Raw genomic sequence first — 22,607 nt, 5'->3', positions numbered from 1 at the left:
CCACCGCCAGCACCTGCAGGCTGGTCCGGCCCCAGTCGCGACCTCGCGCCGCGCGCGCACGCGCGGCGGGCGAAGCGGAAGGTCTGGAAGCGCCGTTGTCGCTCAAGGCCGCGGGAGATCCTCAATTCGGGCGGAATGGTAACGCACGAACCGTTCAAGCGGCACCATATAGCCCCTGCGACGGCGTGTCCCGCGCGCCGTCGAGCGGTTTGGTCCATCAATGTAGCTGAAAGCAGGTGGCTCGCCCTTCACGCGAAAAGGCAGCAAACACCACCGTTAACTTCAAAAAAGCCTTGCGGTTAACGGTTCCTAAACGCCATGCTTCCATCCGACGGTAACCTGGACGGGATACCGTAGTCCGATTTTCAGTGAAGGCCGCCGCCGAGCGCGGGGCCGTTAGCCGACGGGGACCGATGGCTCAGTTCGATCCACGCCGCCGACCGCTGCGCTTTGCGCCCCACGTGCTCACGGCTGCGGCCGCGATCGCGGTGGCGGCCCTGACGTGGCGCGTGTTCCAGCCCTTCGACGTCGAAGAGCCGAAGCCGCCGCTGACCGCCGCCGCCCTGTCGGCGCTGGAAGCCCAGGCCTTCGCCTCGGCGGAGACGCGCCCCGGCCTCGACCGGCCGGAAAGCGTGCCGGTGAAGGTGCGCCGCGGCGAGACGCTCGAGGACGCGGTGCGCCGCACGGGCGTGCCGGCCGAGGACGCCAGCGCGGCCGTTCAGGCCTTGGCCAGCGCCGTCGACACCGTCAACGTCAAGGCGGGCCTCGCCTTCGAAGCCGCGATCGCCAAGCCGCGCGAAGGCCGCGGCGGCTCCGCGCGCCTGATCGGCCTGACCATGCGCACCGGCCCGGCCAAGTCGCTGACCCTGTCGCGCAGCTTCGACGGCGCGATGAAGCTGCGTGAGCTGGAAGAGAAGATCTCCGACGAGACCACGGTCGCCGACGGCGAGATCCACGGTTCGCTGTCCGCCTCGGCCGCGGCGCTGGGCGCCAACTCCAAGGTGGTCGGCCAGACGGTCAAGCTGTTCTCGCACAAGCTGGACTTCAGCCGCGACATCAAGGCTGGCGACGGCTTCACCATGGTGTTCGACCGCAAGGTCACCGAGAGCGGGCGCACCATCGAGACGGGCGACCTGCTGTTCGCCGAGATCGACGCCAAGGGCGGCCCGGCCCGCTTCTACCGCTTCACTCCGTCGGGCAGCTCGACGCCGCAGTACTTCGACGAGACCGGCAAGAACATCCGCGGCTTCCTGCTGCGCACGCCGGTCGACGGCGCGCGCATGAGCTCGGGCTTCGGCATGCGCCGCCACCCGATCCTGGGCTACGCCAAGATGCACCAGGGCATCGATTTCGCCGCCGGCACCGGCACCCCGATCCTGGCCGCCGGCGACGGCGTCGTGGTCGAGGCGCGCCGCTGGGGCGGCTACGGCAACTGGGTTCGCATCCGCCACTCCGGCGGCTGGGAGACCGGCTATGCGCACATGTCGCGCTTCGGCGCGGGCATCAAGGCCGGCACGCGGGTCCGCCAGGGCCAGCTGATCGGCTACGTCGGCACCACCGGCCGCTCGACCGGTCCGCACCTGCACCACGAGGTCTGGTTCCAGGGCAAGCGGGTCAACCCGAAGGGCGCCAAGGTGCCCCAGGGCACCATCCTGGGCGGCCGCGACCTGGCGGCGTTCAAGGTGCAGAAGTCGCGCATCGACGCCCTGGTCGCCAAGAAGCGCAACCACGTCGAAGAGGGCGGCGAGACCCTGAAGACCGCCGCCGCCGAGACCGAAGGCCTGCGCCCGGCCGAGCGCGCCTCGCGCCGCGGCTAATGCTCCCCTTCTCCCCCTGCGGGAGAAGGGAAGACGGCGATCACAAAGCTTTGCTGTCCTAGCGGGACCCAAACTCCGCGTAACGGCGTTATTCTCCTTCGGGACGGACCGGAGGAGCTTTCCCATGCGCATGACGCTGGCCGCCGCCACGGCGGCCCTGGGCTTGACTACGCTGGGCCTGACCGCGTTCGCCGCCGCCCCGGCGGCGGCGGGCGGCTATGTCGACCAGATCGAGACGGACGACTACGGCCACAGGTCCACGTGCGACTACTGGTCGACGCGCGGTCACTGCAAGGCGCGCGGCTACACCTACGACGACCGCAACGGCGCGTACGACTATGTCGGCGACGGGCGCTACGGCCGCGGCTACGGCTACGACCGCGGCGCCTATCGGCACGGCTATCGCGACGGCTATGCGGACGGCTGGGGCGACGGCTACGACTCCGGCTCGGGCGCCAACCGCTGGAAGGGCGTCGGCGACGGGGTCGGGGCCCGCCCCGACCCGCGGCATGTCGACTACTGCTACTCCCAGTACCGGGACTACGATCCGCGCACCGACACCTGGGTCGACCGCGACGGCCGCGTGCGGCCCTGCCGCTGAGGAGCGACGTCGGAACGCGAAAAGGCCGCGAGCGTCAGCCCGCGGCCTGTTCGATCCCGGTCACGCGCGCCGGAGCGCGCGAGCGATCTCAGCCTTGCTTGGCCTTGAAGCGCGGGTCGGTCTTGTTGATCACGTAGACGCGGCCCTTACGGCGCACGACCTTGCAGTCCCGGTGACGGGTTTTCAGCGACTTCAGGGAGCTGCGGACCTTCATCGTTCTCGCGCCTCAAAAAAACAGGAACCCGCCGTCGCCTTTGCAGCGCCGGGCGGGATGAGCGCGCGGGTATAGGGTCGGGCGGCGCGAGAGTCAACGACGGCGGGGCCGTGGCGCCGTTGCTGCAACCCCGCCTTTATGCCGCAACCGTTCGCAGCCTTGTGATTGAAGCGCCGCCGGATCAGCGGTTAGGGTCTTAACCATGCGTCGCCGCCTTCTTCTGCCGCTGCTGCTCAGCGCCTGCGCCCCCGCGGTCACCTCCACGACCCCGGTTCCGCCGCCGACTCCGGCCGCCCCGATTCCCTCGGCCGCCGAAGCCCCGGCCCCGGCCGCGCCCGCCGCCGCGCCCGCCTCCTTCCTGGCCTGGAAGGACGACTTCATCCGCCGGGCTGTGGCCAAGGGCTTCGACCGCGCCTTCCTGGAACGCGAGCTGGGCGGTCTCACGCCGAACGACCGCATCGTGTCGCTGGACCGCAAGCAGCCCGAATTCTCCAAGCCGATCGGCAGCTACGTGCAGACCGCGGTCAGCTCGGACCGCGTCGCCGAGGGCGTGCGCCGCCGCGACACCTCCGCCTGGGCCGGGCCGATCGAGCAGCGCTACGGCGTGCCCATCGAGATCCTCATCGGGATCTGGGCCCAGGAGAGCGCCTTCGGAAAAGTGCAGGGCGACTTCGACGTGGTGCGCGCCTTCGCCACCCTGGCCTGGGACGGCCGCCGCCGCGACTGGGCCGAGGGCCAGCTGCTGGACGCGCTCACCATCATCCGCGACCACGGCGTCCCGCGCTCGCGCCTGACCGGCTCCTGGGCCGGGGCGATGGGCCAGACCCAGTTCATTCCCGAGAACTATCTGAAGCTGGCCCAGGACTTCGACGGCGACGGTCGGCCGAACATCTGGACCTCCGACGCCGACGCCCTCGCCTCCGCCGCCAACCTGCTGGCCACCGCCGGCTGGCGTCCGGGCGAAAGCTGGGCTGTGGAAGTCAGCCTGCCGGCGGGCTTCGACTATTCGGTCGCCGAGAGCGACAAGCTGACCCCGTCCGAATGGGGTGCGCGCGGCGTGAAGCGCGCCGACGGCAGCTACTGGACCGCCAAGGACCAGGCCGCCCAGGCCACCCTGCTGCTGCCGGCCGGCGCGCAGGGACCGGCCTTCCTGCTGTTCCCGAACCACTTCGTGATCCGCAAGTACAACAACTCGGTGGCCTATGCGCTGGCCATCGGCCAGCTGGCCGACCGCATGCAGGGCAAGCCGGGCCTGAGCCGCGCCTGGCCGGCCGAGCAGCCGCTGTCGAAGGACGATCGCTACGCCGCTCAGCAGGCCCTGGCTCAGCTGGGCTACGATCCGGGCGGCGTGGACGGCGTGATCGGGGCTGGCACCCGCTCGGCCCTGCGCGCCTGGCAGAAGTCCAACGGCCTGATCGCCGACGGCTATCTCACCGCCGAACTGGTCGGCCGCCTGCGGGCCCAAGCCGCCCTGCCGGCGGCCGGCGCGCCTCAGTAGGGTCCCAGCGGGTTTTCCGGCCGCGTCGACTCGTAGGCCGGCGGCGAGTCCATGCCGTAGTCTTTGTCCTGACGCATCGGCGCGGTCACCGGATTGCCGTTGATCGGGTCCACTCGCGGCCATTCGCGCGGCTTCAGCAGCTCCTCGAACTCGCTGGTGGTGTAGCCGCGCGTGGACGGCGGCGTGACCTGCGGGACCGCCGGCTCGGCCGCAGGCGCCGGCGCGGGCGTCGGCTGAACCTTCCACTGCGGCTGGATGTTTGTCGCCTGAGGCTTCCTGACGGGCGCCGGCGCTGGAGCCGGCGTCTGGCTGTAGCTGGTCGCAGGTATGGCCAGCGGGAGAACCGCGGCGACGACGACGCCCAAAAGGGCCTTCCGTCGCATTTGGCGCCTCCTGAGCCCAACGGGCTCTGCGATGCGTCCGCCCCACAGAAGCGAACGCGGCGCCTACCCCGCCGTTCCCGGTTTTTCCGGACCTAAGGGCGTCGGATCGCCGGGCCTAAGGGCCTCAGTTCACCGTGCGCCGCAGGCCCGGCAGGTCCAGCGAAAAGGCCGGGATCGCGGCGTCGAACCAGCCGCCGTCAACCTCCATGCGGTAGGTCCCGACCATGACGCCCGAGGTGGTCTCCAGCGCGCAGCCGGAGGTGTAGCGGTAGGCCTCGCCCGGCTTCAGGATCGGCTGCTCGCCGACCACGCCCAGGCCCTCGACCTCCTCGACCTTGCCGCGCGCGTCGGTGATCACCCAGTGGCGGGAGATCAGCTGCACGACGTCCTCGCCGCGGTTCTCCAGCTCGATGGTGTAGGCCCAGAACCAGCGCCCGGCGTCGGGGTCTGAATGTTCCGGCAGGTACTCGGGGGCGACCCGGACCACCAGGCCGCGGGTCTGCGCTTCGTAGACGTTACTCATTCCCCTTTAGATCGAGAGACCCGCGGCGGCGGTCAAGTCGCCACGCGTTTTCCGAGGCTGGTCGTTACGAAGGGCGAGGCAAATAAACTTGTAGCAAAGCGATATATGGCACACGTTCAACGTGTGATGTGACTTCGTTTATGAGGGAACTATTCGATGTCCCACGTCGCCATGGAAGCTCATGCCAGGCCGGCAAGCCTGTTCCTTGCACTCTCATTATGCGCGACGGTTCTTGGCGGGTGTGAAGCCGAGCCGGGACGCATTGAGACGTCGGCGGATCACAAGCTGAACGCGTATTGGACTCTCAAGCTGAGCGGCGACGGGATTGCGACGCGAGGCGACGGCGGGGCCTGCCTCCTGCAGAGCAGGACTGATTTTCTGCCGGAGATTTCCTGCGTTCGGGACGACCAGTGTGACGTTTACGAGACCCTCGGGCACGCGAAAGTCAAAACTCAATCGGGCTACTGCAATCGCACCGAGCATACTTGCTGGGTGAAGCCGATCGACGACAGCGGCGTGTGCGACCGCAACGGCGCAGGCCCGCCGTGGTCGCTAGGGGAGCACAAGGTCAACCCGCAGCCGGTAGACCTCACCCAACACCCGAGCGAGACACACTGGCGCATTCTCACCTGCCTGAACGGCGTGACCCGCGCCAACGAGAATGACTTCAAGTGCAAGGTGAACGCCGGCACTTACCGATGGGGTGACCCAACCACCGTATTGACGGGGCTGCCCGACGCGCCAAGCAAGGCGGGGGATCGGACGGTCGCTCCTGCGCCGCTCCCGCCCCCCTGACGCCGATCTGCGCTTCGTCACGCAGCCGCACGCGAAGGCTTGCCGGAACGCCTCGCCTCGGCGAGGGTCCCCCCGATGACCGTTCACGCCCATTCGGCGGGGATTCTCCCCTGCCAATCCATCGAGGACCTGATCGCCCAGGGCGCGATCTCCTCCCAGACGCCGTTCGATTCCGACCAGGTGCAGCCGGCCAGCCTCGACCTGAGGCTCGGCGCGCGCGCCTGGCGCGTGCGCGCCTCCTTCCTGCCGGGCGCCCGGCGCGTGCTGGAGCGCGTGCCCGACGTGGCCATGCACGAGCTGGACCTGACCAAGGGCGCGGTGTTCGAGCGCGGCTGCGTCTACATCGCCGAACTGCAGGAGCGCGTCGCCCTGCCGCCGGGCGTGTGCGCCCGCGCCAACCCGAAGAGCTCCACCGGCCGGGTCGACGTGTTCGTGCGCCTGCTGACCGACCGCGGCCGCGCCTTCGACGACGTCGAGGCCGGCTACGAGGGCCCGCTCTACATGGAGATCGCGCCCCAGACCTTCTCGGTGCTGGCCCGCACCGGCACGCGCATGAACCAGCTGCGCCTGAAGGCCGGCAATCCGCCGCGCCTGTCGGTGCGCGACGTCGGCGTCGACCTGACCGGCGACCTGGTCGGCTTCCGCGCGCGGCGGCACGCGCCGGTCGTCGACCTCGACCACGAGGACGGCCACGACCCTGGCGACTACTGGCAACCGCTGGAGGCGCGCCGGGGCGAGCTGCTGCTGGATCCGGGCGAGTTCTACATCCTGGCCTCCAAGGACACGGTCGAGATCCCGGTCATGGAAGCGGCCGAAATGACCCCGATCGACCCGGCCGTGGGCGAGTTCCGCGTCCACTACGCCGGCTTCTTCGACCCGGGCTTCGGCACCGAGGAGGCGGCCGGCCAGGGCTCGCGCGGCGTGCTGGAAGTGCGCGGCCGCGAGACCCCCTTCATCCTGGAGGACGGCCAGACGGTGGCGCGGCTGGTCTACGAGCCGCTGACCGACCGGCCGACCCGCCTCTACGGCCAGGACGGCTCGCACTACCAGCGCCAGGGCCTGAAGCTGTCCAAGCACTTCCGGGGCTGGCGCTGAAACTTCTCCCTCCCCTTCATGGGGAGGGTGGTCCCGAAGGGACCGGGTGGGGGTCCCGAGCCGCTTCCCCACCCTGACGAGGCTGTCGCCTCGTCTTTCCCTCCCCATGAGGGGGAGGGAAACAGAAGGAGCGCGACATGTCCCGCACCCACCGCTACGCCGTGACCGTGGAATGGACCGGCGACCGCGGCGCCGGCACGTCGCGCTACGACGCCTACGATCGCGACCATCAGATCGCCGTCGCCGGCAAGCCGGCCATCCCCGGCTCCTCCGACCCGGCCTTCCGCGGCGACCCGGGCCGCTGGAACCCCGAGGAGCTGCTGGTCGGGGCGGTCAGCGCCTGCCACAAGCTCTGGTACCTGCACCTGTGCGCCGTGAACGGGGTGACGGTGACGGCCTATGTCGACCGCGCCGAGGGCGAGATGGTCGAGGACGCCGACGGCGGCGGCCGCTTCGAAGCCTTCGTGCTGCGCCCCGAGGTGACGATCCGCGCCGGCGATCCGGCCGTGGCCGAGGGCCTGCACGCGCAGGCCCACGAGAAGTGCTTCATCGCCAACTCGCTGACCGCGCCGGTCCGGGTCGAGCCGGTCGTGCGCGTCGAGGCCGGCTGAAGACAAGCATCCTGGTCATTGTGACAAGCTCGCTTGACACGCTCGCGCGCCAAGCTGTAAAGCGTCCTTGTCACGACGCCAAGGAACCTTGACATGATCGCCATGGGAAGTCGCCCGTGAACCGCAACGCGAACCTCGCCCTGACCCTGTCGCTGGGCCTCGCCGGCGTGGCCGGCGCGATCCTGGCCACCCAGCACCGCTCCACCGCGCCCGGCTTCGTCGACCTGGGCCTGGCCCTGGTGGCCGCCGGCGTCGCCGGCCTCTCGCTCAAGTACTGCGTGCAGTGGTGGCGAACCGTCGACGAGGCCGCCCGCGAGGCCCACAAGTTCGCCTGGTACTGGGGCGGATCGCTCGGCCTGGGCGTCGCCGGCGGCCTCGCCATCGTCCTGCAACGCACGCCGTCCACCCCCCTGCGCGACCTGGCGCCTTTGCACGGCGACGCCGGCCTGTTCGCCACCGGCGTCCTGGCCTGCATCGTCTGCCAGTCGGTCGGCTACGGCGTGGCCTGGGCCGGCTGGTGGCTGGCGCGCCGGTGAGCCGATGAAGAACCGCCTCAAGGTGCTGCGCGCCGAACGCGACTGGAGCCAGGCGGACCTCGCCGGGCGGCTCGGGGTCTCGCGCCAGACCGTCAACGCCATCGAGACCGGCAAGTATGATCCCAGCCTGCCGCTCGCCTTCAAGATCGCCCGCGTGTTCGGACTGGCCGTCGAGGCCGTGTTCGAAGACGAGGCCGCCTGATCCTCCCCCTCAACGCCTGAATTCCGTCCCCATCGCCTGGAAAGCTCACCCGACCATGCACGCCCTGCTCTCGAAAGTCCGCGCCGCCGCGGCCCCGATCGCCAACCGCACCGCCGGCCTGGCGCTCGGCGTCTTCGCTTCCGCCTCCCTGCTGGCGGGCGCCGCCAGCGCCGAACCGGCCGTCTGGGTCGTGAAGGACAAGGACTCCACCATCTACCTGGTCGGCACCGTCCACCTGCTGAAGTCCGACGCCGCCTGGCGCACGCCCAAGATCGAGAAGGCCATCGCCGACTCCACGGAGCTGTGGCTGGAGATGGTGGACGTCGACAATCCGGCCGCCATGGCCCCGCTGGTCCAGAAATACGGCATGGACCCGGCCAAGCCGCTGTCCGCCAAGCTGACGCCCGAACAGAACGCCAAGCTGGCCGCGGTCGCGGGCAAGTACGGCGTCGACCCCGCCAATCTCCAGCAGCTGCGCCCCTGGTACGTCGGCCTGCTGTTCACCGTCATCCCGCTGCACGCGGCCGGCTTCGATCCCAACAACGGCGTCGACAAGCTGATCAAGGCGCAGGCCGACAAGGAAGGCGACACGGTCAAGGGCTTCGAGACCATGGAGCAGCAGATCCGGCTGTTCGCCGACCTGCCCGAGGCCGACCAGGTCGACTTCCTAGTCCAGTCGCTGGACGACGCGTCCGACGGCGTCGAGGTCCTCGACAAGCTGGCCAAGGCCTGGGAGGCCGGCGACGTCGACACCATCGCCAAGGTGATGAACGCCGAGATGAAGGCCGACGCGCCGGAGCTCTACGACCGCCTGCTGACCCAGCGCAACATCCGCTGGGCCGACCAGATCCAGACCTTGCTGAAGGGCTCGGGCACCCAGCTGGTCGCCGTCGGCGGCGGCCACCTGGCCGGTCCCGACAGCGTCCAGGCCCAGCTGAAGAAGCGCGGCGTCAAGGCCAAGCGCCTCTGAGCCGAAAGCGCGGCCGGCGCGGCTTTTCCCGCGCCGGCCCGCTTGCAGCCGCCGCCCGATCCGCTAAGTTCGCGCCTCTCCGGACGCGGGTGTAGTTCAGAGGTAGAACGTCAGCTTCCCAAGCTGAATGTCAGGGGTTCGATTCCCCTCACCCGCTCCAAAATCCCCCGCTCCATCAGGTTTCGCCCCTAGGCGGCCCGGCTCCGGTTGCTCCGCGCGGCGGGGCGATCCATTTTCCGCATGCGTTTACGCCGCCCCTCGTGACGTCCGCCCGGCGGGAGGAAGGGGGCGAGCTCCCGCACGGGCCTGACGTCGGAGGATCCGAGGGATGGCCAGGCCGAACAGCTCCACCGCGCTCGCACTGGCGGCGCTCGTAACCCTGTCCGCAGGCGCCGCCGGGGCGCAGACCAGGCCCGCGCCGAAGCCGCCGGCCGCCGCGTCAGCCCAAACCGCGCCGGCCAAGATCGACCCCAAGGCCATGGCCGTGCTGAAGGCCAGTTGCGCGGCGCTGAAGAACGCCAAGACCCTGTCGTTCACGGCCGTGGACACTTACGAGCGCGCCGCCCGCAACGGCCAGCCGCTCTACTACACGGTCAAGAGCGACGTGACGCTCGAGCGGCCCAACAAGCTGAAGGTGGTCAAGGTCGGCGACGGCGTTCCGGACGAATTCTATTACGACGGCAAGACGGTGACGGCCTACGTGCCCTCCCAGGAGGTGGCCGCGGTCGCCGACGCGCCGCCGAACATCGACGACATGCTGGACGCGGCCTGGAGCTACGCGGCGATCCACTATCCGTTCGCCGACGTCATCGTCTCCGACCCGTGCGCGATCTTCGACGAGAGCCTGAAGTCGGCCTTCTATGTCGGCCAGTCGAACGTGGTCGGCGGCGTGCCGACGGACGTCATCGCCCTGACCACCGACAGGGTGCAGGGCCAGATCTGGGTCGGGGCCCAGGACCGGCTGCCGCGCATGATCCGCACCAACTATCCCAGCGAGCCGGGAGCGGCGGGCTACCAGACCGAGTACTCGAACTGGCGCGTCAACGCGCCCGTGGCCGCGGGGACATTCACCTCGCCCAAGGCCCAGGCGGCTCGGAAGATCGCCTTCCTGCCGCCCAGCGTGGGCGATCCACGCGCGAACGCTCCAGCCAAGCAAGGAGGCCGCCCATGAACCGTGCGATCATTCTGGCGGCCGGCGCGACGCTGGCCCTGGCCTGCGCCGCCCAGCCGGCGGCGGCCTTCCGCGGCGGCGGCTTCCACGGCTTCGGCGGCGGCGGATTCCACGGCGGCGGCGGATTCGGCGGCTTCCACGGCGGCGACTTCCACGGCTTCAACGACTTCCACGGCAACAGCAACTGGGGCCGCACCGCGGGCGGCGGCGTGTATCACACCGGCGACGCCGGCGGGTTCGAACACGGAACGGCGGTCGGACCGGAAGGCGTCGCCCACGCCGGCACCGGTGGCGGTTACGCCCACGGCTCGGCGGTCGGACCGGAAGGCGCGGCCCACGCCAGCGACGCCGGCGGCTACTGGCACGGCGGAGCCGAGGGCGGCGGATACGGCGACCGCTACTACGGCGGCGGCGCCTACTACGGCGGCTATTACGGCGCGCCGGTCGGCTATTACGGCGCAGGCGGGTGCTGGGACTGCTGGGGCGGCGCGGCGGTGGCGACCGACGTCGCGGTCGGCGCGGCCACCGGGGCGGCTGTGGCCACGGTGGCCGGCACCTCGTCCTACGAGGCCGGGGTCGCCGCCGGCGAGGCGACGGCGATCGGCGGCACCTACGCCGCCCTGCCGGCCGGCTGCACTCTGGTCCAGCGCGGGAGCTATCCGGCCTACTTCTGCAGCGCGGGCAACTTCTGGCTGGCCCCGGCCTACGGGGCGAACGGCGTCTACTACAAGGTGGTCCCCGCCCCGGCGGGCGGGTGAGCGCGGCCTACTTCAGGGATTGCACGAGCGTGGCGGCGTGCGCCTCGTGCTCCTTGAACAGCTTCTGGCCGGTGAGCAGCAGGGCCTTCAGCTCGGCGTTCTGAGCGGCCGGGATCAGGTTCTGGGCCAGGGCCGCGTTGACCGCCTTGTGGTAGGCCAGCTCGTTGGCGGCGTAGGCCTGGTCGAAGGCCATGCCGCTGAGCTGGGACATGTCCTTGGTCTTGGCCTGGGCGTGCTCCATCAGCTTCTTCGAGGTCGGGTTGTCCTCGGGCTTCATGTTCAGCGATTTGGCCAGGGCCAGGGCCTTCTCGTTCACCGCCGTGTGGTCGCGCACCATCTCCTGGGCGAAGGCGCGCACCTTCGGATTGGCCGACACCAGCAGGGCGTGGTTGGCCGCGTCGATGTCGATGGTGTCGGCGGTGTAGACGATGTGAGCGATCTGGGCGTCGTTCAGCTTGGCCGCCGGTGCCGCGGCCTTGGCCGCCGGCTTGGCGGCCGGAGCCGTCTGGGCCGCCGCGCCGCCCGCGGCCAGCGCCAGGGACAAGGCCGTCGCAACGAAGATGCGCGTCATGAGAAGGCTCCCGTGATCCGCGACCGGGGGCGGTCGCGCGCGATCAGCCGACGGCGGCCTCGGGAAGTTCCCCGTCAGAGCCGCAGGTTGGTGCGGGCCAGCTGCACCACCTCGTCGCCGCGGCCGCTGATCACCGCCTTCAGCAGGAACAGGCTGAAGCCGCGCGCCTGCTCCAGGCGGATCTTCGGCGGGATGACCAGCTCCTGCTTGGCGGTCTTCACGTCGACCAGGGCCGGGCCGTCGTGGGCGAAGGCGTCGCGCAGCGCGTCGTCGACCGCCTCGGGCGTCTCGACCCGTATGCCCTTCACCCCGACCGCGCGGGCCATGGCGGCGAAGTCGGGATTCTTCAGGTCGGTGCCGGCGTCGACATAGCCGGCCGCCTTCATCTCCATGGCCACGAAGGCCAGCGAGCCGTTGTCGTAGACCACCACCTTCACCGGCAGGTTCAGCTGGGTCAGGCTGAGGAAGTCGCCCATCAGCATGGAAAAGCCGCCGTCGCCGCTCAGCGCCACCACCTGCCGGCCCGGCGCGGCCGCCTGTATGCCGATGGCCTGGGCCATGGCGTTGGCCATGGAGCCGTGGCTGAAGGAGCCGATCAGCCGCCGCCGCCCGTTCATCTCCAGATAGCGTGCGGCCCAGACCGTGGGCGTGCCGACGTCGGCGGTGAAGACGGCGTCCTCGGCCGCCAGCGCGCTGATCCGCCGGGTCAGGTGCTGGGGATGGATCTGCGGGTCGCCGGGCGTGTGCCGCGCCAGGTCGTCGAGGCCGGCGCGCGCCTCGGCGTAGTGCTTGAGCGCCGAGGCCAGGAAGCGGCGGTCGCGTCCCCGGCGCAGGCGCGGCGTCAGCGCCCGCAGGGTCGGGCCGACGTCGCCCACCAGCGCCATGTCCAGCCGCGTGCGCCGGCCCAGCACCTCGGGCCGCAGGTCGATCTGCGCCACCACAGCCTTGGTCGGATAGAACTGGCGGTAGGGGAAGTCCGTGCCCAGCATCAGCAGGGCGTCGCAGGACTCCATGGCGTAGTAGCCCGAGCTGAAGCCGATCAGGCCGGTCATGCCCACGTCGAACGGGTTGTCCCATTCCACGTGCTCCTTGCCGCGCAGCGCGTGCACCACCGGCGCGGCCAGCAGGTCGGCCAGGGCCACGACCTCGTCGTGCGCGCCCGCGCAGCCGGCGCCGCACAGCAGGGTCACGGCCTCGGCCCCGTCCAGCAGGGCGGCCAGCCGGTCCAGCTCCTCTTCGCAGGGCACGACCAGCGGCGTCGCCGCCGGGGCCCAGCCGCTGTCGGCCCCCTCCGGCGCCGGCTTCATGGCCACGTCGCCCGGCAGCACCACCACCGCCACCCCGCGCTTCTGGACCGCCGCGCGCATGGCCGTCTGCAGCACGCGCGGCGCCTGCTCGGGCGAAGAGATCAGCTCGACATAGCTGCTGCATTCCTGGAACAGCGCCGTCGGGTGGGTCTCCTGGAAGTAGCCGAGGCCGATCTCGCTGGAGGGGATCTGGGCGGCGATCGCCAGCACCGGCACGCGGTTGCGGTGACAGTCGTAGAGGCCGTTGATCAGGTGCAGGTTGCCCGGCCCGCAGCTGCCGGCGCAGACCGCCAGGGCGCCGGTCATGGCCGCCTCGGCCCCGGCGGCGAAGGCGGCCACCTCCTCGTGACGGACCGCCATCCAGTCGATCATGCTCAGCCGCCGCAGGCTGTCGGTCAGGCCGTTCAGGCTGTCGCCGGTCACGCCCCAGATCCGGCGCACCCCGGCCTGGGCCAGGGTGCGGGCGAGCAGGTCGGCGATGGTGATGTGGGCCATGGCGCGTGCCTCGTCGGGGGTTCGCGCGAACAACCCGCGAGCCGGCGGCCGGGTCGCCGCCGGCGCACCCTCAGGGTTCTCCCCTCGGGGGCTCCTGCCTTCTCCGGATAGGCCGCCCCCGCCGCCCCGACCTAGCCTCGGCGGCTGGACGGGAGACGTGCATGGCGGCCCAGGCGGACGACACCGCGCGACGCGACAGCCGCTGGGGCGAGCTCCTGTACTGGCCACGCCGGCTGTGGCCGCTCGCGCTGGCGCTGGTCGCCCTGTTCGCCGTCGCCATGCTGCCCGGGTGCCGCAAGCCCGCGCCGGCCGCCCCGCCCCAGCCCTCGGTCGCCGTCGCCCGTCCGCTGGTGAAGGAGATCGTCGACTGGGACGAGTTCGTCGGCCGGTTCGAGGCGGTGGACGAGGTCGACGTCCGCCCGCAGGTGTCGGGCTACATCCAGTCGATCAATTTCCGCGACGGCCAGGTGGTCCGGAAGGGCCAGCTGCTGTTCGTCATCGACCCGCGCCCGTTCCAGGCCGCCCTGGCCCAGGCCAAGGCCGACGTGGCCCAGGCCCAGGCCGCGGCCGCCAACGCCAAGGTGGAGCTGGACCGGGCGCAGAGCTTGTTGAAAAACGGCTGGGTCAGCCGCTCGGTCTACGACGCCCGGATCGCCACGGCGCAATCGGCCGACGCGGCGGTGGAGGCGGCCAAGGCGACCGAACAGGCGCGCGCCCTGGACCTGGGCTTCACGCGGGTGACCTCGCCGATCGCCGGCCGGGTCTCGGACCGGCGGGTCTCCGTCGGCAACCTGGTCGGGGCCGAGCCCAGCCCGACCCTGCTGACCACGGTGGTGTCGCTGGATCCGATCCGGTTCGGCTTCACCGGCTCGGAGAGCGTCTATCTGAAGTACCAGCGCGCCAACCAGGCCGGCACGCGCATCAGCTCGCGCACGATCGCCAACCCGGTCGAGATCCGCCTGCAGGACGAGACGGTCTACCGCTGGCGCGGCCACATGGACTTCGTCGACAACGCCATCGACCTGGGCTCCGGCACGATCCGCGGACGGGCGGTCGTGAACAATCCCGACCTGTTCCTGACGCCGGGCATGTACGGCAGCCTGCGCCTGCTGGGCTCGGGGGCCTACCCGGCCCTGATGATCCCCGACACCGCCATCCAGACCGACCAGGCCGACAAGATCGCCCTGGTGGTCGAGCCTGACGGCAAGGTCGGCCAGCGCAAGCTCGAGCTGGGGCCGGTGATCGACGGCCTGCGGGTGGTGCGTTCGGGGCTGAGCGAAACCGACCGGGTGATCGTCGACGGGGCCCAGCGGGTTCGGCCCGGCCAGACCGCCAAGACCACGGCCGGCGTGATCAAGCCGGCGCCGCAGGCCGCGGGCCCGCCGCCGGTCCTGACCCAGCCCGCCTCGGCCGGCAGCGTCGCCGGGACGAGAGGCTACCGGTGAAGTTTTCGCACTTCTTCATCGACCGGCCGGTCTTCGCCTTCGTGATCTCGGTGATCATCACCCTGATCGGGGCCTTCGCCTATCCGAACCTGCCGGTGGCCCAGTACCCGGAGATCGCGCCGCCGACGATCACGGTCACGGCGCTGTACCCGGGCGCCTCGGCCGAGGTGATCGCCGACACCGTAGCCACGCCCCTGGAGGAGCAGATCAACGGGGTCGAGGACATGCTCTACATGTCCTCCTCGTCGACCTCCGACGGGCGGCTGACCATCACCATCACCTTCAAGCTGGGCGCCGACCTGAACAACGCCCAGGTGCTGGTGCAGAACCGCATCGCCTCGGCCCAGCCGCGCCTGCCCGAGGAGGTCAACCGGCTGGGCGTGGTCGTGCGCAAGGCCTCGCCCGACCTGATGCTGGTGATCCACCTGTTCTCGCCGGACGGGACGCGCTCGCCGGAGTACATCTCCAACTACGCCACCCTGCAGCTGAGCGACCGGCTGGCCCGGCTGGACGGCGTGGGCGACGCGCGCGTGTTCGGCGCGCGCGACTACTCGATGCGGGTGTGGCTGGATCCGGACAAGGCCGCCGCCCACAACCTGACCGCCGGCGAGATCGTCGCCGCCCTGCAGGCTCAGAACACCCAGGTCGCCGCCGGCTCGGTCGGCCAGCCGCCGTTCGACGACAGCAGCCCGGCCTTCGAACTGAGCATTTCGACGCAAGGCCGCCTGACCGACCCCTCCCAGTTCGAGGACGTGATCCTCAAGGCCGACGAGGCCGGCCGGCTGGTGCGCGTGCGCGACGTGGCGCGGGTGGAGCTGGGGGCCCAGGACTACACGCTGAACGCCTACCTGGATAACGGCCAGAAGGCGGTGGCCATCGGCATCTTCCAGCGTCCCGGCTCCAACGCCCTGGCCACCGCCGACCGCGTGCTCAAGGCCGTCGAGGAGGCCAGCCACGACTTCCCGACCGGGCTGAAATACACGGTCATCTACAACCCCACCGAATACGTGGCGGAATCGATCACCGAGGTGCGCAAGACCCTGCTGGAGGCGGTCTTTCTGGTCGCCCTGGTGGTGATCGTCTTCCTGCAGACCTGGCGGGCGGCGATCATCCCGGTGCTGGCCATCCCGATCTCGCTGGTCGGCGCCTTCGCGGTGATGAGCGCCTTCGGGGCGTCGCTGAACAACCTGTCGCTGTTCGGCCTGGTGCTGGCCATCGGCATCGTCGTCGACGACGCGATCGTCGTGGTCGAGAACGTCGAGCGCCTGCTCGAGGAAGGGATGACGCCGCACGACGCGGCGTACAAGACCATGGACGAGGTCGGCGGGGCGCTGATCGCCATCGCGCTGGTGCTGATCTCGGTGTTCGTGCCGACCGCCTTCATCGCCGGCATTTCAGGCCAGTTCTACCGCCAGTTCGCCCTGACCATCGCCAGCGCCACGGCGATATCCCTGATCGTCTCCCTGACCCTGTCGCCGGCCCTGGCCGCCCTGATCCTTCGCGCGCCCTCGCACGAGGCCAAGGCGCAGCGGGGCCGCGGCTGGCGCAAGCCCTTCGTCATGGCCGCGGACGGCTTCAACCGCGGCTTCGCCTGGCTGGGCGAGCACTATGGCCGGCTGACCGCCCGCACGGTCCGGCGCGCCGGGATCATGCTGGCGATCTATGTCGTGCTTCTGGGCCTGACCGTCTGGCGCTTCCAGGCCACGCCGACCGGCTTCATTCCGGCCCAGGACCAGGGCTACCTGATCTGCGTCGTCCAGCTGCCGCCGGGCTCGTCCCTGGCCCGCACCGACCGGGTGGTCCGGGACGTGACCAGGATCGCGCTGGCCGAAAAGGGCGTGGCCCACGCCGCCGGGTTCACCGGGCTGGACGGCGCGACCTTCACCAACGCGCCCAACGCCGGCACGGTCTTCTTCACCCTGGCGCCGTTCAAGACGCGCGAGGAGCAGAACATCCGCACCCAGGCGCTGCTGGACACGCTGCGCCAGAAGCTCTCCGGCCTCGGCACGGCCAACGTGCTGGTCATCCCGCCTCCGCCCGTGCGCGGCATCGGCACCGGCGGCGGCTGGAAGATGATGATCGAGGACCGCCGCGGCGTCGGCTATCGCGGCCTGGAGCAGGCGGCCGGCGGCCTGATGATGCAGGGCAACCAGACGCCCGGCCTGGCCAGCGTCTTCACCCTGTTCAACACCTCCACCCCGCGCATCTACGCCGACATCGACCGCAGCAAGGCCGAGCTGGTCGGGGTGCCGCCGGAGCGGGTGTTCGAGACCCTGTCGATCTATCTGGGCTCGACCTTCGTCAACGACTTCAACTTCTTAGGGAGGACCTACCAGGTCACCGCCCAGGCCGACGCGCCGTTCCGCGACGACGCCGCCGACATCGCCCGGCTGCAGACCCGCTCCGACTCCGGCCAGATGGTGCCGATCGGCACGGTAGCGAACATCCTCGACTCGTCGGGGCCCTACCGGGTGGTGCGCTACAACCTGTATCCGGCCGCCGAGCTGCAGGGCGACACCGCGCCGGGCTACTCGTCGGGTCAGGCCCTGGACGCGGCCGAGCGCATGGCGCGCGAGCACCTGCCGGCCGGCTTCAACTTCGAATGGACCGAGCTGGCCTACCAGCAGAAGGCGGCCGGCAACACCGGCATGATCGCCTTCGGCCTGGCCGTCGTGTTCGTCTTCCTGCTGCTGGCCGCCCAGTACGAGAGCGTGACCCTGCCGCTGGCCATCATCCTGATCGTGCCGATGTGCCTGCTGGCCGCCATCCTGGGCGTCGACCTGCGCGGCCAGGACAACAACATCCTGACCCAGATCGGCCTGGTGGTGCTGATCGGCCTGGCGGCCAAGAACGCCATCCTGATCGTGGAGTTCGCCCGCCAGAACGAGGAGCACGGCATGAGCCGCTGGGAGGCGGCCACCCACGCCGCCCACACCCGCCTGCGGCCGATCCTGATGACCTCCTTCGCCTTCATCTTCGGCGTGCTGCCGCTTGTCATTGCCAAGGGGCCAGGCGCGGAGATGCGCCAGGCGCTGGGCACGGCGGTGTTCTTCGGCATGGCCGGGGTGACCGTGTTCGGCCTGCTGTTCACGCCGGTGTTCTACGTGGTCTGCCGCGCGATCAGCGACCGCCTGCCCAAGCCGCGCAAGCACCGCGGCCTGGACCAACCGGAGCAGGCGGAGGAGATCGAGTAGCCGGCGGGCCGGGGGATCAGCGGCCCCGCTTTGTCGGATCGACCAGCGAGTAGTAGGGCGACGGCGCCGTCTCGGCCGTGCTCGGGCCCGGGACCTTGTGGTCGATCGGCGGCAGGGACTTCAGATAGGCGGCCATGGCCGCGGCGTCGCTGTCGGTCATCGACGCGTAGGCCGGCCAGGGCATGAAGACCAGCTGGCGGCCGTCCGGGCGCACGCCGGTGCGCACGGCCGCGATGATCTGGGCCTCCGACCAGTCGCCCAGGCCGCTCGGGTGCGGGGTCAGGTTCGGCGGATAGACGACGCCCGCCGGCGTCTCGAAGCCGACATCCGATCCGGACAGGCCCAGCTCTTTCTTCGGCGCGCCGAGCAGGGCGCCGGGCGTGTGGCAGCCGCCGCAGTCCATGATCGCCACCAGATAGCGGCCGCGCTCGAGCTGGTCGTCGTGGGTCTCGCGCGCCGCCCGCCCCTGCCCGCCGCAGGCGGCCAGGCTCAGGGAGAACAGGGCCGCGGCAACCGCCCGGGTCGCCAGAATCGTTCTTGGGGCCGTCACGGCTTGATCACCCGGCGCGGCTGCATCTGCGCGTAGGCCACCGGCCAGGACTCCTCCTCGGTCTTCATCCGGACGTTGGGGTCGAAGCTCAGCACGTGCGGCTGCTGCGCCGTCGACTGGCGGGAGTGATAGGGCGTGAACGGATCGGGCAGGCTGGAGCAGGCGCACAGGCCCGACGCGGCCAGCACAGTCAGGCACAGCGACGACACGCGCATGGGCTAAGCCTCCGGGCGGCCCAGCGCCGCCGTAGGCCATAACGAAAAGCCGCCCGCGCCGGTTTCGGCGGGGCGGCTCTCGATTTTCAGGCCGTGAGGCTGAAGCTTAGTCTTCCTTGACCCGCTTCTTGCGGAAGGACGGGTTCAGCACCGACTTGCGCAGGCGGATCGACTTCGGCGTCACTTCGACCAGCTCGTCTTCCTCGATGTAGGCGATGGCCTGCTCGAGGGTCGGGCGGCGCGGCGGGGTCAGGCGGATGGCCTCGTCCTTGCCCGAGGCGCGGACGTTGGTCAGCTGCTTGGCCTTCATCGGGTTGACGTCGAGGTCGTCCGACCGCGAGTTCTCGCCGATGATCATGCCCTGGTAGGTCTTCTCGCCGGCGCCGACGAACATGAAGCCGCGCTCCTCCAGGTTCCACAGCGCGTAGGCCGCGGTCTCGCCGTCGGAGTTGGACACCAGCACGCCCTTGCGCTGCTGCTCGATCGCGCCCTTGTGCGGCTCGTAGTGGCTGAACACGCGGTTCAGCACGCCCGAGCCGCGGGTGTCGGTCAGGAACTCGCCCTGGTAGCCGATCAGCGAGCGCGACGGGCAGCTCAGCGAAATGCGGGTCTTGCCCGCGCCCGAGGCGCCCATGTCCCTCAGCTCGGCCTTACGAGCCGACAGCTTCTCGATGACGATGCCGGTGAACTCGTCGTCCACGTCGATCATCACGTCTTCGATCGGCTCCAGGCGCTGACCGGTGGCCTCGTCGGTGCGGTAGACCACGCGCGGACGGCTGATCGACAGCTCGAAGCCTTCGCGGCGCATGTTCTCGATCAGCACGCCCAGCTGCAGTTCGCCGCGGCCGGCCACCTCGTAGGCGTCCGAGCCTTGCGTCTCGGTCACGCGGATGGCGACGTTAGACTCGGCTTCCTTCAGCAGGCGGTCGCGGATCACGCGCGACTGGACCTTGTCGCCTTCGCGACCGGCCAGCGGGCTGTCGTTGACCGACACGGTCATGGAGATGGTCGGCGGGTCGATCGGCTGCGACGGCAGGGCGGTCAGCACCTCGACCGAAGCCAGGGTGTCGGCCACGGTGGCCTTCGACAGGCCGGCGATGGCGACGATGTCGCCGGCTTCCGAACCCTCGTCGATCGGCTGGCGCTTCAGGCCGCGGAAGGCCAGCACCTTGGTGATGCGGCCCCGCTCGATGATCTTGCCTTCGCGGTCCAGCGCGTGGATCGGCAGGCCCGGGACGGCCTTGCCCGAGTGCACGCGGCCGGTCAGCAGGCGGCCCAGGAACGGGTCGCTCTCGATCAGCACCGACAGCATCTGGAACGGCTCGTCGGCGCGCGCCGTGGCGGCCGGCAGCGGAACGTGGTCGACGATCAGGTCGAACAGCGGGCCCAGGTTGTCGTTCGGCTTGGCCAGGTCCATCGTCGCCCAGCCGTTCTTGCCCGACGCGTAGATGTGCGGGAAGTCGAGCTGCTCGTCGGTGGCGCCCATCGAGGCGAACAGGTCGAAGGCCTCGTTCAGCACCCGATCCGGATCGGCGTGGGCGCGGTCGACCTTGTTCAGGCACAGGATCGGGCGCAGGCCCATCTTCAGCGCCTTGCCCAGCACGAACTTGGTCTGCGGCATGACGCCTTCTTCGGCGTCGACCAGCAGGACGCAGCCGTCGACCATGCCGAGGATGCGCTCGACCTCGCCGCCGAAGTCGGCGTGGCCGGGGGTGTCGATGATGTTGATGCGGGTTTCGCCGGCCTTGCCGTTCCACAGAACGGACGTGCACTTGGCGAGAATGGTGATGCCGCGCTCACGCTCCTGGTCGTTGGAGTCCATGGCGCGTTCGACCGTCGCCTCGTTGGCGCGGAACACGCCCGACTGGGCCAGGAGCTGGTCGACCAGCGTGGTCTTGCCATGGTCGACGTGGGCGATGATGGCGATGTTGCGGAGGTTCATGCGAACGAAAGGGCTTCCGGACGGAGCCGCACGGATCGGGCGACGGGTGGGGAGGAAAAGTTGCGCGGCCTATACCCGCTAACAGCGATTTCCGCCAGAGCGCGCCCCGCGACCTTTTCGTGACGCGCGCGAAGCGTGGCCGGCTTGCCCACCTTGGCCTGGAGCGACAAAGTGCCGGCCGCATAAGCACGAACAGGTCCGCCCCATGCGCCGCGTCTCCCGTCCCGTTTCCTTGGCCGTCCTCGCCGCCGCCCTGCTGGCCGCGCCCGCCCTCGCCGCCGAACCGGTCTCGCCGGTCTCCGAGCAGGCCGAGCTGCGCGACATCGCCGCCCAGGTCCGGGCCGAGCGCCTGAAGGCCGACATCGAGAAGATGGTCTCGTTCGGCACCCGCCACACCCTGTCGGACACCAAGTCGGACAAGCGCGGCATCGGCGCCGCGCGGCGCTGGGTGCAGAAGGAGTTCGGCGCGATCTCGGCCGACTGCGGCGGCTGCCTGGAAGTGGTCACGCCCTCGCAGGTGTTCACCAACAACCGGGTGCCCAATCCGACCGAGGTGATGGACATCGTCGCGATCCAGCGCGGGACCACCGATCCGGAGCGGGTGATCGTCATCACCGGCCACCTCGATTCGCGCGTCACCGACGTGATGGACTTCAAGAGCGACGCGCCCGGCGCCAACGACGACGCCTCGGGCGTGGCGGCGGTGATCGAGACCGCCCGCATCCTGTCCAAGCACAAGTTCCCGGCCACCATCGTCTACGCCGCCCTGTCCGGCGAGGAGCAGGGGCTGCTGGGCGGCAAGGTGCTGGCCGACTATGCGAAGGCGCAGGGCTGGCAGGTCGAGGCCAACCTCAACAACGACATCGTCGGCAACAGCCACGGCCAGAGCGGGGTGACCGACAACACCCACGTGCGGGTCTTCTCGGAAGGCACCAAGGCGGTCGAGACGCCGGAGCAGGCCGCCAAGCGCCGCTACAACGGCGGCGAGGTCGACAGTCCCTCGCGCAACATCGCCCGCTACATGGACGGCCTGGCCGACCAGTACCTGACCAACTTCGACGTGGTGATGGTCTACCGCACCGACCGGTTCGGCCGCGGCGGCGACCAGACCGAGTTCCTGAAGGCCGGCTTCCCGGCCGTGCGGGTCACCGAGGCCCAGGAAAACTACACCCGCCAGCACCAGAACCTGCGCACCGAGAACGGCGTCGCCTACGGCGACACGGTCGACGGCGTGGACTTCCCCTACCTGGCCCAGGTCACCCGCCTGAACGCGATCACCATGGCCTCGCTGGCCAAGGCTCCGACCCCGCCCTCGCAGGTCAAGATCGAGGGCGCGGTGACGCCCGACACCAAGATCAGCTGGGCCGCCGTGCCCGGCGCGGCCGGCTACAAGGTCTGGTGGCGCGGCACCACCGAGCCGCAGTGGCGCTACAGCCGCGAGGCCGGGACCGCCACGACCGTCACCCTGCCGGGCGTGAACATCGACGACTGGTTCTTCGGCGTCTCGGCCGTGTCGGCCGACGGCTACGAGAGCCCGGTGGTGTTCCCCGGCGACGCCGGCGCGTTCGTGTCGGCTGCGCCGGCGGCGGCTCCGGCCAAGCCGTAAGGCGGCGGGGGCGTCAGCCCCTCGCCCGCGCCTCCAGCCGCGCGCGCAGCTCTTCGCGCCGGCTGCGAGCCAGGCGCAGTTCGGCGCCGGTGGTGAGCCGCACCAGCG

General features: G+C 70.4%; 22 protein-coding genes and 1 tRNA gene. 15 read left to right on the top strand and 8 right to left on the bottom strand.

Features of this window, described 5'->3' with window-relative positions; genetic code table 11:
- The first annotated feature begins 413 nt into the window (after positions 1-413).
- Together G3573_RS09635 and G3573_RS09630 are read left to right on the top strand one after the other, a co-directional pair.
- Positions 414-1,817, top strand: coding sequence for a M23 family metallopeptidase (locus tag G3573_RS09635; RefSeq protein WP_163260874.1), 1,404 nt, complete (start codon positions 414-416; stop codon positions 1,815-1,817).
- A 124-nt stretch (positions 1,818-1,941) separates the two neighbouring features.
- The gene (locus G3573_RS09630) at positions 1,942-2,418 is read left to right on the top strand and encodes a BA14K family protein (RefSeq protein ID WP_163260873.1); all 477 of its coding nucleotides are present in this window, start codon (positions 1,942-1,944) and stop codon (positions 2,416-2,418) included.
- An 88-nt stretch (positions 2,419-2,506) separates the two neighbouring features.
- Here the strand turns inward: G3573_RS09630 and ykgO are convergent, their stop codons facing one another.
- Complete coding sequence (ykgO, locus tag G3573_RS09625; RefSeq protein ID WP_031448545.1) at positions 2,507-2,632, bottom strand: type B 50S ribosomal protein L36; 126 nt, start codon at positions 2,630-2,632, stop codon at positions 2,507-2,509.
- 202 nt (positions 2,633-2,834) lie between these two features.
- Between ykgO and G3573_RS09620 the strand changes: the two genes are divergently transcribed.
- On the top strand, positions 2,835-4,130 hold the full coding sequence (locus G3573_RS09620; RefSeq protein WP_163260872.1) for a lytic murein transglycosylase: 1,296 nt from the start codon (positions 2,835-2,837) through the stop codon (positions 4,128-4,130).
- Here the strand turns inward: G3573_RS09620 and G3573_RS09615 are convergent.
- Positions 4,124-4,513 carry a hypothetical protein gene (locus G3573_RS09615; RefSeq protein WP_163260871.1) on the bottom strand — a complete coding sequence of 130 codons (390 nt, stop codon included), beginning with the start codon at positions 4,511-4,513 and terminating at the stop codon, positions 4,124-4,126. The two genes, G3573_RS09620 and G3573_RS09615, sit on opposite strands and share 7 nt — an antisense overlap.
- Positions 4,514-4,637: 124 nt before the next feature.
- The gene (gene apaG / locus G3573_RS09610) at positions 4,638-5,036 is read right to left on the bottom strand and encodes a Co2+/Mg2+ efflux protein ApaG (RefSeq protein ID WP_163260870.1); all 399 of its coding nucleotides are present in this window, start codon (positions 5,034-5,036) and stop codon (positions 4,638-4,640) included.
- A gap of 156 nt (positions 5,037-5,192) precedes the next feature.
- Here apaG and G3573_RS09605 point away from each other — a divergent pair, with 156 nt between their 5' ends.
- The 9 genes from G3573_RS09605 (at position 5,193) to G3573_RS09565 (ending at position 11,174) form a co-directional block, all read left to right on the top strand.
- The gene (locus G3573_RS09605) at positions 5,193-5,831 is read left to right on the top strand and encodes a hypothetical protein (protein WP_163260869.1); all 639 of its coding nucleotides are present in this window, start codon (positions 5,193-5,195) and stop codon (positions 5,829-5,831) included.
- A 75-nt stretch (positions 5,832-5,906) separates the two neighbouring features.
- The gene (locus tag G3573_RS09600) at positions 5,907-6,926 is read left to right on the top strand and encodes a 2'-deoxycytidine 5'-triphosphate deaminase (RefSeq protein WP_163260868.1); all 1,020 of its coding nucleotides are present in this window, start codon (positions 5,907-5,909) and stop codon (positions 6,924-6,926) included.
- A gap of 137 nt (positions 6,927-7,063) precedes the next feature.
- Complete coding sequence (locus G3573_RS09595; RefSeq protein ID WP_163260867.1) at positions 7,064-7,537, top strand: OsmC family protein; 474 nt, start codon at positions 7,064-7,066, stop codon at positions 7,535-7,537.
- Positions 7,538-7,653: 116 nt separating this feature from the next.
- Positions 7,654-8,073 (top strand): hypothetical protein, encoded by a 420-nt coding sequence (locus tag G3573_RS09590; RefSeq protein WP_163260866.1) that lies wholly within the window; start codon positions 7,654-7,656, stop codon positions 8,071-8,073.
- Between the two features lie 4 nt (positions 8,074-8,077).
- Positions 8,078-8,275, top strand: coding sequence for a helix-turn-helix transcriptional regulator (locus G3573_RS09585; RefSeq protein WP_163260865.1), 198 nt, complete (start codon positions 8,078-8,080; stop codon positions 8,273-8,275).
- A 55-nt stretch (positions 8,276-8,330) separates the two neighbouring features.
- Positions 8,331-9,245, top strand: coding sequence for a TraB/GumN family protein (locus G3573_RS09580; protein WP_163260864.1), 915 nt, complete (start codon positions 8,331-8,333; stop codon positions 9,243-9,245).
- 85 nt (positions 9,246-9,330) lie between these two features.
- Positions 9,331-9,405, top strand: a tRNA-Gly gene (locus G3573_RS09575).
- Between the two features lie 168 nt (positions 9,406-9,573).
- The gene (locus G3573_RS09570; RefSeq protein ID WP_163260863.1) at positions 9,574-10,416 is read left to right on the top strand and encodes a DUF2092 domain-containing protein; all 843 of its coding nucleotides are present in this window, start codon (positions 9,574-9,576) and stop codon (positions 10,414-10,416) included.
- The gene (locus tag G3573_RS09565) at positions 10,413-11,174 is read left to right on the top strand and encodes a hypothetical protein (RefSeq protein WP_163260856.1); all 762 of its coding nucleotides are present in this window, start codon (positions 10,413-10,415) and stop codon (positions 11,172-11,174) included. Before G3573_RS09570 ends, G3573_RS09565 begins: the two co-directional genes overlap by 4 nt.
- A gap of 7 nt (positions 11,175-11,181) precedes the next feature.
- Here the strand turns inward: G3573_RS09565 and G3573_RS09560 are convergent, their stop codons facing one another.
- Together G3573_RS09560 and poxB are read right to left on the bottom strand one after the other, a co-directional pair.
- Positions 11,182-11,745 (bottom strand): DUF4142 domain-containing protein, encoded by a 564-nt coding sequence (locus G3573_RS09560; protein WP_163260862.1) that lies wholly within the window; start codon positions 11,743-11,745, stop codon positions 11,182-11,184.
- A gap of 74 nt (positions 11,746-11,819) precedes the next feature.
- On the bottom strand, positions 11,820-13,547 hold the full coding sequence (gene poxB / locus G3573_RS09555; RefSeq protein ID WP_163260861.1) for a ubiquinone-dependent pyruvate dehydrogenase: 1,728 nt from the start codon (positions 13,545-13,547) through the stop codon (positions 11,820-11,822).
- A gap of 161 nt (positions 13,548-13,708) precedes the next feature.
- Between poxB and G3573_RS09550 the strand changes: the two genes are divergently transcribed.
- A complete protein-coding gene (locus G3573_RS09550; protein ID WP_240454608.1) occupies positions 13,709-14,992 on the top strand; it encodes an efflux RND transporter periplasmic adaptor subunit in 1,284 nt (427 codons plus the stop codon).
- On the top strand, positions 14,989-18,186 hold the full coding sequence (locus tag G3573_RS09545; RefSeq protein ID WP_163260860.1) for an efflux RND transporter permease subunit: 3,198 nt from the start codon (positions 14,989-14,991) through the stop codon (positions 18,184-18,186). The genes G3573_RS09550 and G3573_RS09545 overlap by 4 nt, the downstream gene beginning before the upstream one ends.
- A gap of 16 nt (positions 18,187-18,202) precedes the next feature.
- Here G3573_RS09545 and G3573_RS09540 read toward each other — a convergent pair whose 3' ends face one another.
- From G3573_RS09540 to typA, 3 genes are all read right to left on the bottom strand, one after another.
- Positions 18,203-18,736: a cytochrome c gene (locus tag G3573_RS09540; RefSeq protein WP_205598171.1), complete on the bottom strand. Its 534-nt coding sequence runs from the start codon at positions 18,734-18,736 to the stop codon at positions 18,203-18,205.
- Positions 18,733-18,951, bottom strand: a complete 219-nt coding sequence (locus G3573_RS21995) for a hypothetical protein (RefSeq protein WP_205598170.1) — start codon at positions 18,949-18,951, stop codon at positions 18,733-18,735. Before G3573_RS21995 ends, G3573_RS09540 begins: the two co-directional genes overlap by 4 nt.
- Before the next feature lie 106 nt (positions 18,952-19,057).
- Positions 19,058-20,893 carry a translational GTPase TypA gene (gene typA, locus G3573_RS09535; protein WP_163260858.1) on the bottom strand — a complete coding sequence of 612 codons (1,836 nt, stop codon included), beginning with the start codon at positions 20,891-20,893 and terminating at the stop codon, positions 19,058-19,060.
- A 205-nt stretch (positions 20,894-21,098) separates the two neighbouring features.
- Between typA and G3573_RS09530 the strand changes: the two genes are divergently transcribed.
- Positions 21,099-22,499 carry a M28 family metallopeptidase gene (locus tag G3573_RS09530; protein ID WP_163260857.1) on the top strand — a complete coding sequence of 467 codons (1,401 nt, stop codon included), beginning with the start codon at positions 21,099-21,101 and terminating at the stop codon, positions 22,497-22,499.
- The last annotated feature ends 108 nt before the right edge of the window (positions 22,500-22,607 follow it).

The organism is Caulobacter sp. 17J65-9 (assembly GCF_010975005.1).
Classification (GTDB): domain Bacteria; phylum Pseudomonadota; class Alphaproteobacteria; order Caulobacterales; family Caulobacteraceae; genus 17J80-11.
Note: the sequence above shows the minus strand (reverse complement) of the source record. Positions and strands in the feature narration are given on the sequence as shown.

Bases quoted from the DNA above. Each gene is read 5' to 3' on its own strand.
- G3573_RS09530 (WP_163260857.1), top strand. From the start codon at position 21,099: ATGCGCCGCGTCTCCCGTCCCGTTTCCTTGGCCGTCCTCGCCGCCGCC.
- G3573_RS09600 (WP_163260868.1), top strand. From the start codon at position 5,907: ATGACCGTTCACGCCCATTCGGCGGGGATTCTCCCCTGCCAATCCATC.
- G3573_RS21995 (WP_205598170.1), bottom strand. From the start codon at position 18,951: ATGCGCGTGTCGTCGCTGTGCCTGACTGTGCTGGCCGCGTCGGGCCTG.
- G3573_RS09605 (WP_163260869.1), top strand. From the start codon at position 5,193: ATGTCCCACGTCGCCATGGAAGCTCATGCCAGGCCGGCAAGCCTGTTC.
- G3573_RS09635 (WP_163260874.1), top strand. From the start codon at position 414: ATGGCTCAGTTCGATCCACGCCGCCGACCGCTGCGCTTTGCGCCCCAC.
- G3573_RS09585 (WP_163260865.1), top strand. From the start codon at position 8,078: ATGAAGAACCGCCTCAAGGTGCTGCGCGCCGAACGCGACTGGAGCCAG.
- poxB (WP_163260861.1), bottom strand. From the start codon at position 13,547: ATGGCCCACATCACCATCGCCGACCTGCTCGCCCGCACCCTGGCCCAG.
- G3573_RS09595 (WP_163260867.1), top strand. From the start codon at position 7,064: ATGTCCCGCACCCACCGCTACGCCGTGACCGTGGAATGGACCGGCGAC.
- G3573_RS09630 (WP_163260873.1), top strand. From the start codon at position 1,942: ATGCGCATGACGCTGGCCGCCGCCACGGCGGCCCTGGGCTTGACTACG.
- typA (WP_163260858.1), bottom strand. From the start codon at position 20,893: ATGAACCTCCGCAACATCGCCATCATCGCCCACGTCGACCATGGCAAG.
- G3573_RS09560 (WP_163260862.1), bottom strand. From the start codon at position 11,745: ATGACGCGCATCTTCGTTGCGACGGCCTTGTCCCTGGCGCTGGCCGCG.
- G3573_RS09570 (WP_163260863.1), top strand. From the start codon at position 9,574: ATGGCCAGGCCGAACAGCTCCACCGCGCTCGCACTGGCGGCGCTCGTA.
- ykgO (WP_031448545.1), bottom strand. From the start codon at position 2,632: ATGAAGGTCCGCAGCTCCCTGAAGTCGCTGAAAACCCGTCACCGGGAC.
- apaG (WP_163260870.1), bottom strand. From the start codon at position 5,036: ATGAGTAACGTCTACGAAGCGCAGACCCGCGGCCTGGTGGTCCGGGTC.
- G3573_RS09550 (WP_240454608.1), top strand. From the start codon at position 13,709: ATGGCGGCCCAGGCGGACGACACCGCGCGACGCGACAGCCGCTGGGGC.
- G3573_RS09580 (WP_163260864.1), top strand. From the start codon at position 8,331: ATGCACGCCCTGCTCTCGAAAGTCCGCGCCGCCGCGGCCCCGATCGCC.
- G3573_RS09620 (WP_163260872.1), top strand. From the start codon at position 2,835: ATGCGTCGCCGCCTTCTTCTGCCGCTGCTGCTCAGCGCCTGCGCCCCC.
- G3573_RS09615 (WP_163260871.1), bottom strand. From the start codon at position 4,513: ATGCGACGGAAGGCCCTTTTGGGCGTCGTCGTCGCCGCGGTTCTCCCG.
- G3573_RS09565 (WP_163260856.1), top strand. From the start codon at position 10,413: ATGAACCGTGCGATCATTCTGGCGGCCGGCGCGACGCTGGCCCTGGCC.